The 17,095-nt window shown below is 30.4% G+C and carries 11 protein-coding genes; 7 read left to right on the top strand and 4 right to left on the bottom strand.

Annotated features, from left to right (window positions below):
* Window positions 1-270: 270 nt before the first annotated feature.
* On the top strand, window positions 271-3,270 hold the full coding sequence (locus tag J8L88_RS04450) for a carbohydrate-binding protein (protein ID WP_211060067.1): 3,000 nt from the start codon (window positions 271-273) through the stop codon (window positions 3,268-3,270).
* A gap of 127 nt (window positions 3,271-3,397) precedes the next feature.
* Here the strand turns inward: J8L88_RS04450 and J8L88_RS04445 are convergent, their stop codons facing one another.
* Both J8L88_RS04445 and J8L88_RS04440 read right to left on the bottom strand, forming a co-directional pair.
* Window positions 3,398-6,670 (bottom strand): M1 family aminopeptidase, encoded by a 3,273-nt coding sequence (locus tag J8L88_RS04445; RefSeq protein WP_211060066.1) that lies wholly within the window; start codon window positions 6,668-6,670, stop codon window positions 3,398-3,400.
* A 10-nt stretch (window positions 6,671-6,680) separates the two neighbouring features.
* A complete protein-coding gene (locus J8L88_RS04440) occupies window positions 6,681-7,547 on the bottom strand; it encodes an ABC transporter ATP-binding protein (RefSeq protein ID WP_211060065.1) in 867 nt (288 codons plus the stop codon).
* A gap of 215 nt (window positions 7,548-7,762) precedes the next feature.
* On the opposite strand from J8L88_RS04440, the gene J8L88_RS04435 reads away from it, so the two are divergent.
* Window positions 7,763-8,533: a sensor histidine kinase gene (locus J8L88_RS04435; RefSeq protein ID WP_211060064.1), complete on the top strand. Its 771-nt coding sequence runs from the start codon at window positions 7,763-7,765 to the stop codon at window positions 8,531-8,533.
* The gene (locus tag J8L88_RS04430) at window positions 8,530-9,228 is read left to right on the top strand and encodes a LytTR family DNA-binding domain-containing protein (RefSeq protein WP_027391541.1); all 699 of its coding nucleotides are present in this window, start codon (window positions 8,530-8,532) and stop codon (window positions 9,226-9,228) included. The genes J8L88_RS04435 and J8L88_RS04430 overlap by 4 nt, the downstream gene beginning before the upstream one ends.
* Before the next feature lie 28 nt (window positions 9,229-9,256).
* Here the strand turns inward: J8L88_RS04430 and J8L88_RS04425 are convergent, their stop codons facing one another.
* A complete protein-coding gene (locus J8L88_RS04425; protein ID WP_211060063.1) occupies window positions 9,257-9,964 on the bottom strand; it encodes a LytTR family DNA-binding domain-containing protein in 708 nt (235 codons plus the stop codon).
* Window positions 9,965-10,939 carry a sensor histidine kinase gene (locus tag J8L88_RS04420; protein WP_211060062.1) on the bottom strand — a complete coding sequence of 325 codons (975 nt, stop codon included), beginning with the start codon at window positions 10,937-10,939 and terminating at the stop codon, window positions 9,965-9,967.
* Between the two features lie 320 nt (window positions 10,940-11,259).
* Between J8L88_RS04420 and J8L88_RS04415 the strand changes: the two genes are divergently transcribed.
* From J8L88_RS04415 to J8L88_RS04400, 4 genes are all read left to right on the top strand, one after another.
* Complete coding sequence (locus tag J8L88_RS04415; protein ID WP_211060061.1) at window positions 11,260-12,123, top strand: ABC transporter ATP-binding protein; 864 nt, start codon at window positions 11,260-11,262, stop codon at window positions 12,121-12,123.
* A gap of 136 nt (window positions 12,124-12,259) precedes the next feature.
* A complete protein-coding gene (locus J8L88_RS04410) occupies window positions 12,260-13,807 on the top strand; it encodes an ABC transporter permease (RefSeq protein ID WP_211060060.1) in 1,548 nt (515 codons plus the stop codon).
* A gap of 179 nt (window positions 13,808-13,986) precedes the next feature.
* On the top strand, window positions 13,987-14,853 hold the full coding sequence (locus J8L88_RS04405; protein WP_211060059.1) for a LamG-like jellyroll fold domain-containing protein: 867 nt from the start codon (window positions 13,987-13,989) through the stop codon (window positions 14,851-14,853).
* Between the two features lie 36 nt (window positions 14,854-14,889).
* Window positions 14,890-17,082, top strand: a complete 2,193-nt coding sequence (locus tag J8L88_RS04400) for an acylase (protein ID WP_211060058.1) — start codon at window positions 14,890-14,892, stop codon at window positions 17,080-17,082.
* Window positions 17,083-17,095 lie beyond the last annotated feature (13 nt).

Genomic DNA, 17,095 nt, shown 5'->3' with positions numbered 1-17,095 from the left:
TTTTAAATTAAATAAGCCCTATTTCTATTCCACTATTTTTCCATAAATAATAAACGAATTCTATATAATTCTCTACGTATTCTAAAGGCTAAATGATCCTTTAAGATCATATGTTAATTTTATGTTTAAATTGGTCAACCAATTTATTATTTAAAACACACTTATTCTTTTTCATAAAACCAATCAATACCATATTACTTCCATTAAAATTATAATACCTGTAGATTATGAAAAAGAAACTAACTAATAATGAAACAATAACTATATACCATGAAAATTTCAAACTGTAACTTCTTAATAACCCTTGGGATATTCCTACTACTCACGAATACTTCTAAGGCTCAAATTCTTTTGTCTCATGATTTTGACAACGGCAATCTTGGTCCATTTAATGTCTGTACAACTCAAAACCCTAATTACTCCAAAGTTGTTAATGGACGTCTAAAAACTTGGTGGACATCAGAAGGATATAATGGAACAAGAATGGACAAAGGAGCCGAAGCATGTGGAGACCAATGGACAACATACAAAGAAGGATGGTATGGCATGAATTTAGAGTTAGGTTCTGACTATCCTAAAAACAAAAAAGCAGGTATTGCTCAGATTTTTGGATTTATTCCTGGTTTTTGGTCTTGGGAGTCAATGTTACAAGTTGAAAATGGGGACTTAACAATTATTCATAGATCTAATGGTGGCAGTAGTAGTAATGTTGAAGAAGTAGTATATTCTAATTTTCCTTATGAAACAGAGGTTCCGATTGTGATTCATTTTATTTTATCTAATCAAAACAAAGGTGAATTTGAGATTTGGGTCAATGGAGTTAGTGAATACCGAAAAACGAATATAAATTTTGGATTCGGAAATTTTGATAGTAACGATGTGAAGATAGGAAATGTAGATCAAGATTTTGGGTCCGAAGAAGCTGGTTCATTAACAGTTTTAAAAATGGGACAGTATAATTTTCAAGATTCGGAATATGAGACCAATGAAACAAGAACCGTTTATTATGATAATGTTTCTTGGTATAATGGTCCTAACGGATATGATATTGTTAATCCTAGCGAAGATACAGTGGAGCTTTGTGAAAGTCATGATGCATTTTCGCAGATAGAAGCAGAAGATTTTTGTGAACAATCTGGTATACAAACTGGAACTACTAATTCTTTTGTAGGATGGGTAAATAATGGTGACTGGGTACAATATAAAAATATTGATTTTGGTTCTGGTGCAAATTCAATAGAAATGTCTGTATCAAGTGGGACTTCTGGAGGGACAATTGAAATAAGACAAGGAAGTATTTCCGGAACTTTATTGGGAACAGTAGAAGTTACTAATACTGGATCTTTTACATCATGGGAAACCCTAACAGCAAATATATCTGAAATAAGTGAAAAGCAAGATATTTATTTGGTCTTTAAGGGAGGAAGTGGATATTTATTAGATGTTGATTGGTTTCAGTTTTCGGAAGATACGACAACTAACCTTTGTAATTCACCGTTAACAGATGTAACACCTCCTTCTAACCTTGCTTCTGGTATTAGTTATGTATATTATGAAGGTAATTGGAATTCGCTTCCTAATTTTAATTCACTATCACCAATATCTACTGGAATAGCATCTGCAATTGATCTTAGTAATACGCAAAGTCAAGATAATTTCGGATTAACATTTAATGGCTATATAAATGTACCAAGTAATGGTAGTTATACATTTTACACAACATCCGACGATGGTTCTACTCTTTGGATTGATGGAATTAAAGTAGTAGATAATGATGGATTACACGGTGCACGTGAAGAATCCGGAACAGTTTGTTTAGAAGCTGGATATCATGAGATAGAAGTTCTATTTTTTGAAAGAACTGGTGGAAATGTATTGTCTGTGGCATATGAAGGTCCAGGTATTTCTAAGCAAAATGTACCTACTTATTATGGAGCTACTAATAATACAATTATCATTCAAGAAGATGAAACTGGATTCTGCTCTGCTGAAGGAACTATTGATAACAATCATACAGGACATACAGGAACAGGTTTTATCAATACTGCAAATGCAAATGGCAATGGGATAGATTGGAAATTAAATGGATCAGCCGGATCTTATACCATTACTTGGAGATATGCTAGCACAAGTAACCGATCTGCAAATTTAATAGTAGATGGATCTACAGTAGCTAGTAATATTTCTTTTAACACTACGGGAAGCTGGACTACTTGGGAAACAGAATCAATAACAGTGAATCTTTCTGATGGAATAAAGGATGTACGTTTGGAAGCAACTAATAACTCAGGACTTGGTAATATTGATTATGTACAAGTTACAGGACCAAATGTCTCAGTATTGTCTTGCACAACCATTGGGGAAGATTGTTCAGATTTCTTTGGAGGACTTTCAATTACACAAACTAATCCTGGTTGTAGCAACAATAATGGTCAAATTATTGTCAATTTCGAAGATTCAAATGTGTACACACAAATTCAATTAAGTATTGATGGAGGAAACTCCTACCCTATTACGGTTAATGACAACATTGGATCTTATAGTTTTACAGGTTTGAGCAATGCAGAATATCAAGTAGCTGCTAGATATGCAGGTGGAGATTGTGAATACAATGTGGCGCATCTAATTCTAATTCAGGATTGTGGAGATATTCCTTTAAATCCTGGAGGAGTTTCTTGGCACGACAGTTATGAGGCTAACGGATTTTGTTGGTGTAGCACTAATTTTGATCACAATTTAGGAAGTAAAAAAGTAATTGTTAATGGAACACAATACAGTGTAGTTGATATTTGTGACGAATTAGAAAAACACCCATTATTTAGGTCTAGAAATAATGGAGACAATATCTATAACGATGTTCAATGTGGAAACGGACCGATCAATGATTCGAATGACGAACCATTATGTCCCGGTAGAGTTGATATGGGTGTTGAAGGATGTTTAGTAAGAGGTGTACATTGGGATATGGAATGGCTAGCAAGTAGAGATCGTTTTAAAACAGATAACAAGTTTCCTGAAGATGTAGCAAAAGAATCGCCTACAGTATACCCAAACCCTTTAAAAGAAAATAGTTTACTAAACATAACTGTTTCTGGTTTAGGTTTAGCTCGAGTAGAAGTTTATAATTTAGCTGGTTTACGAATACACTCAGAGAATATTAATGGAAAATCAGCAGCTTTAGATTTACAACACTTGAATACTGGTGTTTATATCATAAAAATACTTGATAATAAACAATCATACTTCAATAAAATAAGTGTTCAAAAATAAGTGTTTTAAAACTTAAGATGAATTAGATAAAGATTATATTCTTATAAAAAAATCTATTAAATAAGTAAGCCTTTCATTTTTGAAAGGCTTACTTATTTAATAATTAGACATTACCTTAACAAACAAATTATTCTACTTTTTCAAATAAATCAGTAATAATATACTGCAAATCTTCTGCTGTAACCTTCCTAAAATATGAGAGTAAATCTTTTGTAGTTGCATATCTGCCAGACACGGTTTTAAGCATCCCATTCTGACTGTGCCAATCTTTTATAAAATCCTCTAATGCTTTGTTAACAGCATTCTCACCTATTTCTTGTTGCAATGTATACATAGCTACGGCTCCTTTGTTATAATAGACATAATCTTGATTCTCTACTAATGCCAGTGAAGGTTCTCGCGCATTGGATTTTTTTCGTTTTTTGTTATATATCTCTTTTTGAAATTCTAAAAATTGTTGCACCTTTTCTTCTGAATAATTATTTTTTAAAACCATCAGAGCTGCATATTGAGACAACGTTTCTAAAATCATATGACGCCCTTGTACGTTTGCAGCTTCTACTTGCATACCAAACCATTGATGCGCAACCTCATGTGCTGTAACATAAAAGGCCATATCCACATCTTGTTCATCATCAATATCTAATACAAATCCTATAGCTTCAGAAAAAGGAATAGTATTAGGAAAAGACTGAGCAAATACTTCGTATCTAGGAAATTCCATAATACGTAATTGTTCATATTGATAAGGACTGAAATTAGTACTATAATAGTTTAAAGAAGCTTTCATCGAAGCCATCATTCTATCTAAATTATATATATGATTATTGTGATAATATATTTCTAAGGATACAGGTTTAGTAAAATCAGTGATAGACGACTCCCAAACATCTTTTCTTGTTTCATATTCTGCAGAAACAATCGAATAGAAGTTTATCATCGGAGAATTCGTTTTATAATGAAAATAATTTCGGTTATTCTCTTCCCATTGTTTCATTAAAGTACCAGAAGTAATTGCAGTTTGCTTATTATTTGTACCAATAATAGCTTCAAAATTAATTCCATCAGAATCGCCTCCAGAAACTCCATTAACCAATTCACGTTCATCCTCTCTCCTAGCCTTATTTTGTCTAGTACCAAGTTTATATTCCTCCCGCTTATCCTCATCACGAACTTCATATTTTTTATTATAACCTATTGTTGGGAACTCCTGATTATTCAAAAAAGTACCATTATTTACTATTTGTGTACTGGAATTATCATCTTCGAATCCTATGGGGTTATAAGATTGTATAAATTTCATTTTAATAGAATCTCCCGGCAGTAATGTTTCGGATAAAGAATAAATCGAATAATCAAATTGACTATATTTAGTGTCTATAGATACATTATTTCCGACGAAAATAACAGAATCCAATTGTACGTGTGATGCTATTTTTTTTTGAATATGAATATCACGTATTGGTTGATCCAATGTATTCTTTAAAATAAAATATCCATGAACTTCATAAGACCTATTTTCAGGAAACAATTCAATATTTAAATTCACTTTGGTAATCTTAGGTTGCGGTATATACTCATATTGTTTTAGCGCCTTTTCATAATTAGCACGAAATGTTATTTCTTCTGAATTTGTCCAATAATCATTTAGTATATTAATATTATAAAATATATAAACTCCTATACCTATGAATACAAGACTGGCAGAAATAACAAACCACTTTATTGGTTTAGAAAAACGATATCTAATAGTTTTAAAGCGTTTAACTAGTCCTGTTTCTGTTCCTCTGACAGAGAAAACAGCACTAATGACTAATAACAAACTACCAAACACCAACCAATAGCTTTTAATCCAGAGATATGGTTTTAGAAAATGGCCATAACCATTCATACTCGAATATGTCCCTAAAGTTTTACCTCCAAATTTGTACAAGCTATGTTGAAATCCAAAATATTCTGAACTTATATTGATAATGAAAAACAATAATGTGAGTAAGATTCCAACAAATTTATTATTACTTATAACTTGAAACAAAAGTGCAATGACGGTATAAAGAACTAAGAATGGTAATATTTCTAAAAAGAATCCAAAGAAATAAACCTTCAATTCAAAATTATAATACCCGTTAACAATCTGAAACAGTATTCCTGTTATAATTAAGCTTAACATCAATATGATATAAATACTAACAAGAGCAACAAATTTACTAATCAATGGAATGGTATCAGAAATGGGGGTAGCATCAAATATTAAGTTTAGTTTAGCATTTCTTTCTTTCCAAATAAGCTCTCCAGAATAAAAAAGAAGAAGAATTACAAAAAAATAGAGAGACATTTCCTGCAATTCTTCTACAATAAAATATGTTGCAGGATAGCTATCCACACCATAAACAGTTCCTAAACTCACGGAATTGATCAAAATAATAATCATTCCACAGATAACGATTGCCCAAAACGAAGTCTCTTTTAATAAGGAAATAATATAAAATTTAGAAAGCGCTATTAATTGAAGACAATATGTTTTGATTGTATATTGTACGCTTATATTAGGTGTAGAATACCCAAGTACTGATAATTCTTCTTCAATATTTGATTTTTTAACCTTATTTTTTTTAGAAGTTTTTGAACTAATAGTAAAGGAAAATTTACGATAACCTATCATTAGAATAATGACACCTAACACCATCCAAAATAACTTATTATGAAGCATCACACCATTAAATAATATTTCTAACGAATTACGTTCTGTAACAGACCAATTCTTAGAAACTTGAGTAAGTGTTGTTAATGAAAAAGGATCCAAAATAGCCTGTATATATTCGTTTTTTACAGCTTTAGTAAGTAAAAAAAATACGAATAAGAAAATCCCTTGTGTATAAACCACGAGTAATTTTTTACTTAACATCCCAGTAACAAAAAACAAGGAAGCTCCAAAAAATAATATAGGAAGTACTATAATTACAAACGATTGTAAATAATTTATTGGCATAAATGGTAATAAATCTTGATGCCAAGGCATGAGTTCACCGACAATCATACCAAACAATACTGCACTAAAAATGAATAATAATACTGTAAATGATCCTAAAAATCGTCCAATGATATAATCACTTTTTTTAATAGGATTAATGAATAATAATGACTCTACATTATATTGAAAATCACGAAGTACAGGAACTCCCATAATCATTGATGCCATAATCATAAAAATGCCTGTAATGGCTCCCATAGTTTTGCCAATTACCAATGGTGCATTTTTTTTCACCAATCCCATCTCCACTCCTTGAAAAACAAAATCTACACCAACGAGAGAAAACAAAAAAAGAAACACAAAAAACACATATGTTTCTGGACGTTTTGCTCTATATTTAAGTTCAAATTTGAATATTTCGTACCACATAATTTTTGAATTAATTATTAATTTGTGAAAAATAAACGTCCTCTAAACTGGCATTTATAGGAGCAAAACCATTTTTGGGATCTTCATCACTCAGCACATGAATAACAGGCTTGCCCAAAAACAGTTTTTCATTGATAACCTTATATTTCTTTTTATAGATATCTAATTCATTTTTAGCTATTGTTTTTTGATATACTTTACCTTCAATTTTTTGAATAAGCTCTAAGGGTTTTCCTTGTAGTACTACTTGACCTTGATTAATGATTGCCATATTAGTACATAACTCCTTTATATCATCCACTATATGCGTTGATAAAATGACAATTGTATTTTCGCCTATTTCACTTAATAGATTATAAAATCTGTTACGCTCTGCAGGGTCTAATCCTGCAGTTGGTTCATCTACTATAAGTAGCTTTGGGTTATTCAATAAAGCCTGAGCAATACCAAAACGTTGTTTCATTCCACCAGAATATCCTCCTAAATTTTGATTTCTTACATCATACAGGTTTGTTTTATGCAATAAACTATTTACAACTTCTTTTCGTTCTTTTTTATTAGTTATACCTTTTAAAACTGCTAAATGATTGAGCAATATGTTTGCAGATATTTTAGGATAAACACCAAATTGTTGTGGTAAATAACCAAGAGTTTTTCTAAGTTCATTTTTCTCTTTCAAAACATTGATGTTTTCGAATTGAATTGAACCTATATCAGCTTCTTGCAGTGTCGAGATAGTCCTCATTAAAGTGGATTTCCCTGCACCATTGGGCCCTAATAACCCAAACATCCCTTTAGGAATATGCAGTGTAACATTCTGTAATGCTTTTACACCATTTGCATAGGTTTTTGATAAGTTATCTATGATTAGTTCCATACTGTTCGTTTTTTAAATGATTCTATATTTCCAACAAACCTATGATCAAGTAACAAAAGAGGTAAATAATAGTTACTAACGAATTCAAAATAGGGATACAAACACGAACTAGAAATAGCAAATAAATTCATCCCTAGTTTGATCAGGTTTAAATAGAGTTAAATAGTGTTCATCAACTTCTTTGGTGGAGATACATTATTTAATTAATATTGAATATGAGACCTAGAATTCTAAAAATCATTTTCTGGCTATTTGCTATATGTACTCCTTTTGTTTTAATGGTTTTAGTGGCCACGGAAGAAGAATTAATTGCCACTCTTTTATCATTCTTTTACTTCAGTATTCTATTTGTTGTAGGGATTCGTTGGGTATCCAGACAATTAAAGACAATTATTAAACTAAAAAACGAAAAGTCTAAAACTGAATTATTACATCTAAAAAGTCAAGTGAATCCTCATTTCTTTTTTAATACCCTTAATAACTTATATGGTTTAGTAGAAGAAGATTCCAAAAAAGCTCAAGAACTAATACTCAAACTATCTGATATGATGCGGTATAGTATTTATGAAGGACAACGAGATTTTGTTACGGTAAAAGAAGAAATAGAATATCTTAAAAATTATATTGAGCTTCATAAAATGCGTTATCATAAAAAGACAGAAGTCAATTTTAACCTACATATTCAAAATGAAGAATCTAAGGTTATGCCATTACTGTTTATCATACTCTTAGAAAATGCATTTAAACATGGAGTAGAGAATTTAAGGGATGGAGCTTATATTCATATAAATATGACATCTGGAGCCAATGAAATACATTTTGCAATAGAAAATAACTTTGATGCATCCGAGGTTACAAAAGAACCTGGCATTGGTCTCAATAATTTGAAAAGAAGACTAGAATTAGTGTATCCAAAAAAACATTCTTTATCTTTTGCGATAACAGAAGATGTGTATAAAGTACAACTAACCCTTAAACAATTATGATTAAGTATTTAATTATAGACGATGAACATGTAGCACACGGTATTATAAAGCGTTACTGTGATTTATTACCAAACATGAAATTGCTTCAACATTGTTATGATGCTTTAGAAGCTTTTGAATATATGAACACTAATGAGGTAGATTTGATTTTCCTAGATCTTAATATGCCAAAATTAAAAGGATTCGATTTTTTGAAAACACTTTCTAATCCTCCTAAAGTTATTGTTACCACAGCTTATAGCGAATTTGCTTTAGAAGGATATGAATTGAATATTCTGGATTACTTGTTAAAACCTTTTAGTTTCGAACGTTTTCTAAAAGCAGTAAATAAGGCTACAGCATCAGAATCAAAATCTATTTCCCCTAATCATCTCCGTACAGAAGCTCCTGAAAAAAGTATTTTTCTAAAAAGTAATAAAAAGTACATACAAGTTTTAATTGAGGATATTAAATACTTGGAATCTGCTGGGAATTATGCTAAGGTTGTTACCACTCAAGAAACCATAACTGTAAGAGAAAAAATAACTGATCTATTAGCTACAATAGCCAGTGATGATTTTTTACAAGTTCATAAATCATTTGCAGTAGCCAAAAAACATATAAAAAGTATCGAAGGAAATAGAATTTTAATTGCGGATCAAGTAATACCTATTGGCACTATGTATAAAATGAACATCACCCAATTATTTAAATAAAACTTAGGTATATATCTAATTGATATCGCTAAATACCATCTATTCTATTTAGAATTAACTTTCTATAAGATTTACTTATAGGTAATTTACTATCATTTTGTAATACTATTTGATTTCCATCAATTAACTTAAGTTCATTAAAATTGACAACATATGACTTATGAATTCTAACGAAGTTATCAGATAATTTTTCTAAAAAATCGGATAATGTTACAGGTGTTAGAATCATTTGATTTGTATATATTTTGATATAGTTACCATAAGCTTCTATATAGTTAATAGTTTCTAAGTCTAATTTAATAATCTTCTTATCACTCTTAACATATACAGATTTTGTACTTTTTTCTTTTTCTACAACAACAGTATCCTGAATAGGACTTGTTTGCTGTTGCACTTTTAAAACAGCTTGTAAAAATCGTTCCAAACTAAAAGGTTTTAGTAAATAATCTGTTACCGATAATTCAAAACCTTCTACTGCATATTCAGGATATGCTGTAGTAATAATCACATTAGGTTTGTGACGAATTGTTTTTAATAAACTAATACCAGATAATTTTGGCATATTGATATCTAGAAACAATAAGTCGACCGTATTATCCTGTAAAAACTCCATTACTTCAAACGCATTTTTACAGGTATTTACTACCTCTAAATATGGGATTTCTTTAATGTAACTCTCTATAATTTGTCGAGCTATTGGTTCATCATCTGCTATTAAACACTGTAGTACTTTCATTTAAAAATTAAGATTTAATGCAACTTGATAAAAATCTTTTTCTTGTTTTACTTGTAACTTATATTTGTCTATATACATCAAATCTAAACGTTTTTTCGCATTTTGTAAACCAATGCCACTTTTTCCTTTTTCAATATTTGTTGTACGAATGGAATCTATAGTATTCAAGCAATTAAAGTTAAGAGAATCCTTTTCTATCTCAATATTTACTGATACTTTGCTTTTTACTCCTTCTAAAACTCCCAAATGCTTAAAAGCATTTTCTACAAAAACAATAAATAGCATCGGGGCTATAATTTTATCAGAAGGATCATAACCTTTAATGTTTAATTGGATATCTGCTTTATCTTCTAATCTTATTTTCTCTAATGAAATATAGTTTTCAAGGTATTTGATTTCTTTCTCTAAAGGAACAAATGTTTCCTTCGTTTCATACAAGCTATATCTTAACAAATCAGAAAGTTTGAGCATCAAGTCTGGTAATTTTTCGGATTTAATCACAGATAAACCATATAAGTTATTCAAGGTATTAAACAAAAAATGAGGATTTAATTGTGCTTTCAAGAGCTTTAACTCAGCCTCTTTTTCTTCCTGACGTCTGTAAAAACTATCTCTAGCCAACTTCAAAGCGGTTCCAAATAGTATTACCAATAAAACAGCTCCAAATATATTTAATAACATTCTCCATTGAAAGCTTTCAAAAAAACTACTTAACAAAGCAACTCCCAAAAAAGTAAAAAATGTAATATTTAAAGAAAATAAAACAACTCCTAGTACCCTTTTATTTGTAAAAAATAGCGGTAATATTTTCAGGTTACTGATATAAACAGGAGGTATTATAAAAGCAATAATAGCAGAAGATGCCAGCAATCTATTTTCGGCTTGGATAACCATCAAAAATATAATCATCAAAAATAACCAAACGAGTATGTTTTGTACAAGTTTATTATCAACCCAAGTATCTAATCTTGACATATTAATTTTTTAAATTTTACATTCAAAAATAAGTTTTGGTTTATGAAATACCTCTTTTTCATGATGTAAGTACTACTTTTTTATTCAAGTTGATCAATTTAAGGGTTAAACGGACATTTGTTACTATATCACGATACACCCACCACTCATCATTCTTTTTTCTTTCTATTGGTATAATATATCACTTTTGATCTCAATCAATTAAATATCACATATATGAAATCGCTAATAGAATTTATCATTGAATTAACCATTCTTATAATAGAAAGTATCGGAATGTATTAAAATCTAGTTATTAATAATTTAATAAATAACAAAACATGAAACTGGAAATCAAAAACGTATCAAAAAAATACAATAGAAATAAATATGGGTTGAAAGATTTTTCAATTACTATCGAAAAAGGAATATTAGGTTTACTAGGCCCTAATGGAGCAGGAAAATCAACACTTCTTAAAATGATAGCTACCATTAGTAAACCAACAGACGGTACAATAATTCTAAACAGAAATAACATTCTGAAGGATGCAAACTATATAAGAAAGCAATTAGGTTTTCTTCCACAAGATTTTGGTGTATACCAAAACCTTAATGCCTATGAATTTTTAGAATACATAGCAGCTTTAAAAGGTATTGGTGGTCCAAATCTTAAAACAAAAATACAACAGTTACTAGAAGGGCTCAATTTACTAGAGGCAGCTAAAAAACCAATAGGAAGCTATTCTGGAGGTATGAAACAACGCGTAGGAATCGCACAGACACTTTTAAATGATCCTAAAATTATAATATTTGATGAACCTACTGTAGGGCTGGATCCAGAAGAAAGAGTTCGTTTCAGAAATCTTATTTCGGATTTAGCACAAGATTGTATCGTTATTTTATCATCACATATCGTATCCGATATTGATACCATAGCTGATCAAGTGGCTGTAATGAAAGATGGTACGCTATTATCCCAAGGAAACCAAGAACAACTCATAAAATTAGTTGATCAAAAAGTTTTTGAAATCACTATAAATAAAGAAGAATTAAAAGATTTTAAAAATCATCAAATAATTGTTAGTACAGCAAGAAAAGAACAAGGATTAATGATTAGATATATCTCCGAAAATCCAATAATGGGATCTAAATCAAAAAAAGCCAATCTAGAAGATGCTTATTTATACTTAACTAAAACAAATTAATATCATGAAAAAATCACGAAATAAGAAAACTATCGCAGGTATATCAATTACAACTGCACTAATAATAATTGCAATTATAATATTCTTACAAAAGGTACATATTGGGGTTTATTATGCTTACTAAATATCATTCATTATGAAAACATTCTTATCAACTATAAAATTTGATTACCTACAAAGAACCAGAAGTTACAGCTTTCTTATCACCTTATGTATAAGTCTAGCGATAGCATATACATTTGTACCTGAACCTAATGCCAGTTATTCTACTATTAGAATTGCTGATCATGTTGGATATTATAATGCTGCTTGGTTCGGGTATGTTACTGCTATAATGACTAGTATATTCTTATCATTAATTGGCTTCTATTTAGTTAACGGCAGTATTAATAAAGATTTAACCACTAAAATCGGGCATATAACTGCTTCCACCCGAATAACTAATTTTAAATACCTTTTATCCAAAGTACTCAGTAATTTTTTGGTATTAGTTACTATAGTGTTCATTGTTTTTTTAATGAGTATAATACTATTTTATTTATATAATGATGGTTATTCATTAGAAATATTAAACTTTTTAATTCCGTATCTATTAGTTCCAATTCCAGCAATGTTTTTTATAGCTGTTTTGGCAATAATTTTTGAAGTAGTATTTAGAAAATATTCAGTACTACAAAATATCGGGTTCTTCTTTTTATTTTCAGCATTAGTATTTTCAGCTAATAATGATAAATCACAATTTGCTCTAGACCCATTTGGTACTAAAATAGTAATGCATCACATGGAAGAAACGGTTAGAAGCATTATAAAAGTAGAAGAAAAAACAGATTTATCCATCGGATATGCTATTGGAAATATAAAAGAGACTAAAAAGTTTGAATTTAATGGAATATCATTTCCCACAGTATTTATTGTAAGTCGTTTCATATGGGTATTACTTGGTATGATGATTATAATGGTCGTTACACCATTATTCCACAGGTTTAGTATTAAAGAGAAACTAAGAAGTATTAGTTTAACTCCTAAAATTCTGAAGACACAAAATAATCAAGAGATCATAGTATCTGAATTAAAGAAATCCACCACTAATTATGGGATTGTTTCTTTGGTCAAAACAGAACTAATGCTACTCTTTAGAAAAGGAAAAAGATGGTTATGGATTATTAACATAATTGGGGTTATATCCTTGGCAATTGCACCTATTAATATAGCATATCCATTGATTCTTCCGGTCCTATGGTTTTTACAAGTTCATAGACTATCAGAAATATCTTCCAAAGAAATACATAATAATGTACATCATATTACATTTACATCATATAAACCATTAAGTAGATTATTAAGTTCACAACTAATTGCCGGAACAATACTAATGTTATCACTAGCTTCACCATTAATTATAAGACTGTTTATAACATTTGATTTATTATCAAACGCTCATATAATAATTGGGTCAATTTTTATTGTTTTGTTGGCATCCACTTTAGGAATACTGACTAAAGGAAAGAAGTTATTCGAAATAGTATTCTTTATGATAACGTATGCAAACATGAACAAAATACCATTTATGGATTACTTCGGAGGACTAAACCATAATAACAATTATATAGTATCCTTAACAATAATAACTTTGTTTTTGAGTATGATCGCATTCTTAACAAGAAGATATCAATTAAAAAATTGAAAACTAATATTATAATATCATAAAGTTTATTTAAAACTCTTGTTTCAACTACCCACCCTAGTATTTGGTGGGTATATTTTTATATATTTATAACCATATAAACACACATCTATCATCTCATGAAATTTGCAAAACCCTCCCTTCAGTGTAGTCTTATTTTTACCTTAGCTTTGTCTTTTATGGCAATATCCTGTGGAAAAGACAATACCAAAAAAGATAATACTCCAAAAGATGTAGTTAAAAAGGATACTACTAAAACAGCATTAAAAAAAGCATTAACATTTTACACTTCTTTTGACAATGGAACTGATGCTGATTTTTCTTTAGGAGATCCTAAATTATATACTGTTCCATCAAGAAAAGCCAGAGATTCTGCCAAAATGGGTTTACACAAAGAAGGAGTTAGTTTATCAGAAAACCAAGGTTTAAAAGGTGGAGCTCTTCTTTATGAGAAGGATAGTAAAGGTTATATTTATTACACTAGTAAAGATAATATTGCTTACAATCAAAAAGAATGGAATGGAGCTGTTTCTTTTTGGCTCAATCTTGATCCTGCTACAGATTTAGAGCCAGGATATTGTGATCCAATCCAAATTACGGATGTAAGTTATAATGATGCATCTATTTGGGTAGATTTTACCAAAGAAAACCCTAGAGATTTCAGACTGGGAGTTATTGGAGATAAAATTTCTTGGAAAAAAGATACTACCATATCTGACAATGATGACCCAGTTTTTAAAAATCAATTAATTCCAGTCTCTCAGCCTCCTTTTGCAAAAGGAACTTGGACGCATATTTTTATAAATTTTAAAAATTTAAATTCTGGAAAAGGTGAAACTTCTTTATACATCAACGGTGTATTAAAGGGACAACGAGATGATATTACAGATCCTTTTTCATGGGAATTAGAAAAATCTAATATTTATTTAGGATTAGGATATATAGGATTGATGGATGAACTGTCTATTTTTAACAGAAATCTTACTCAAAAAGAAATATCTACATTATTTGCTCTAGAAAATGGAGTTCACACACTTTTAAAATAAAAACTCATACACCGTATTTATTATATAACTAACTCTATGATACGATCAAAAGTCATATTTTTTTGCATTACTTCTTTCCTACTCTTCTCTTGTAAAACTGAAACCAAAATAGAACTTAGTGATGAAGAAAAACGTTGGCAAGAACATTCTTTAAATACCACGATTATAAGAGATGATTTTGGTGTACCACATATTTATGGAAAAACAGATGCTGATGCTGTTTTTGGATTATTATATGCACAATGTGAAGATGATTTTAATCGTGTAGAACAAAATTATATTTGGGCTACAGGTCGATTAGCAGAAGTAGAGGGAGAAAAAGCTCTTTATAGTGATCTTAGAGCTAAATTATTTATGACCAAGGAAGAAGCAATAGCTAATTATGAACAGAGTCCACAATGGCTTAAAGAATTGTGCATTGCTTTTGCTGATGGGATCAATTACTATCTAAAAACTCATCCTGAGGTAACTCCTAGATTACTAACACATTTTGAACCGTGGATGCCAATGTATTTTAGCGAAGGTTCTATTGGTGGTGATATAGAACGTGTTTCTACTCGCAAAATTAAAGCGATGTACGAAGGCGGTATGGAACTGCCAATATCAGAAGTGGTGGCTTTAAAAAAGGAAAAGGAAATGCTAGAACCGCAAGGTTCTAATGGAATTGCTATTTCTGGATCATTAACAAAATCAGGAAATGCGATGTTATTAATTAATCCACATACTTCATTTTATTTTAGAGGAGAAGTGCATGTGGTAAGCGAAGAAGGATTAAATGCATATGGAGCTGTTACTTGGGGACAGTTCTTTGTATATCAAGGTTTTAATGAAAAAACTGGATGGATGCATACTTCTACGTATACTGATGTTATTGATGAATTTGTTGAAACAACTATTGAGAAAGATGGTAAACCTATGTATAAATATGGAGATGAACTAAGACCAATAAAAGAGTACAAAGTCGTTTTAAAATATAAAGAAGATGATACTTTAAAAGAAAAAACATTTCCGGCTTATAGAACCCATCATGGTCCCATAACCCATCTTAAAGATGGTAAATGGGTTGCAACCTCATTAATGTGGGAACCAGTAAAAGCATTAGAACAATCCTATATACGCACTAAACAAACTGGTTATAAAGGATTTAGGAATATGATGGATATAAAAACGAATTCATCAAACAATACCGTTTATGCAGATGCCGAAGGAAACATTGCATATTTCCATGGTAATTTTATCCCAGTTAGGGATCAATCTTTTGATTATACCAAACCTGTTGATGGAAGTAATCCTAAAACCGATTGGAACGGATTACACCCTGTTAATGAAGCTATAATGCTTGTGAATCCTAAAAATGGCTGGTTACAAAATTGTAATTCTACACCATATACCGCAGCGTTAGAGTTTAGCCCAAAAAAAGAAGAATATCCTGCATATATGTCTATTGATAGAGAAAACTTTAGAGGCGTTCACGCTATTGAACTATTGAAGGACAAGAAGAATTATACGATAGATAGTCTTATATCGTTAGCCTATGATCCATATTTACCTGCATTCGAAAAATTAATTCCCGGACTCGTAGAAGCTTATGATAAAAATGATAAAATAAAAGAATTAAGCAGTGCTATCGAAATTTTACGTAATTGGGATTACAAAACTTCCGTAGATTCCAAAGCAATGACGCTAGCACATTTCTATGGGACCAATTATGCAAAAAAAGGGAAAAGACCAGAAGAAAGAATTAGTGATATGGCACTACTCACCTATTTTGGTGAAAAATCTCCGTTAGAAGAAAGACTGTCTATTTTTAAAGAAACTCTAGCTCAAATAGAAGAAGACTTTGGAAGTATCCTTCCATGGGGAGAGGTAAATCGTTTTCAACGTATTAATGGAGATATAAAACAACCATTCGATGATAATAAACCTAGCACTCCTGTTGGATTTGCATCTGGACGCTGGGGAGCACTTGCAGCATATGGAGTTCGGTATACTAATAATACTAAGAAAATTTATGGTACTAGAGGAAATAGTTTTGTTGCAGTTGTGGAATTTGGTGATAAAGTAAAAGCAAAAACTAGTTTAGCTGGTGGACAAAGTGGTAATCCCGATTCTACACATTTCGACGATCAAATAGAACCGTATGTAAATGTTCAATTTAAAGAAGCTGCATTCTACAAGGAAGATGTAGAAAAACGTGCTAAAAAAACATACCATCCAGGAGAAAAATGACTTAAACTAAAAC

Origin of the sequence: Aquimarina sp. MMG015, assembly GCF_018100855.1 — a bacterium.
Taxonomy (GTDB): Bacteria; Bacteroidota; Bacteroidia; order Flavobacteriales; family Flavobacteriaceae; genus Aquimarina; species Aquimarina latercula.
This window is presented reverse-complemented; position numbering and strand designations above follow the sequence as displayed.

Excerpts from the sequence above, each read along its gene's own strand:
- J8L88_RS04450 (WP_211060067.1), top strand. The coding sequence starts at position 271 with ATGAAAATTTCAAACTGTAACTTCTTAATAACCCTTGGGATATTCCTA.
- J8L88_RS04445 (WP_211060066.1), bottom strand. The coding sequence starts at position 6,670 with ATGTGGTACGAAATATTCAAATTTGAACTTAAATATAGAGCAAAACGT.
- J8L88_RS04440 (WP_211060065.1), bottom strand. The coding sequence starts at position 7,547 with ATGGAACTAATCATAGATAACTTATCAAAAACCTATGCAAATGGTGTA.
- J8L88_RS04435 (WP_211060064.1), top strand. The coding sequence starts at position 7,763 with ATGAGACCTAGAATTCTAAAAATCATTTTCTGGCTATTTGCTATATGT.
- J8L88_RS04430 (WP_027391541.1), top strand. The coding sequence starts at position 8,530 with ATGATTAAGTATTTAATTATAGACGATGAACATGTAGCACACGGTATT.
- J8L88_RS04425 (WP_211060063.1), bottom strand. The coding sequence starts at position 9,964 with ATGAAAGTACTACAGTGTTTAATAGCAGATGATGAACCAATAGCTCGA.
- J8L88_RS04420 (WP_211060062.1), bottom strand. The coding sequence starts at position 10,939 with ATGTCAAGATTAGATACTTGGGTTGATAATAAACTTGTACAAAACATA.
- J8L88_RS04415 (WP_211060061.1), top strand. The coding sequence starts at position 11,260 with ATGAAACTGGAAATCAAAAACGTATCAAAAAAATACAATAGAAATAAA.
- J8L88_RS04410 (WP_211060060.1), top strand. The coding sequence starts at position 12,260 with ATGAAAACATTCTTATCAACTATAAAATTTGATTACCTACAAAGAACC.
- J8L88_RS04405 (WP_211060059.1), top strand. The coding sequence starts at position 13,987 with ATGGCAATATCCTGTGGAAAAGACAATACCAAAAAAGATAATACTCCA.
- J8L88_RS04400 (WP_211060058.1), top strand. The coding sequence starts at position 14,890 with ATGATACGATCAAAAGTCATATTTTTTTGCATTACTTCTTTCCTACTC.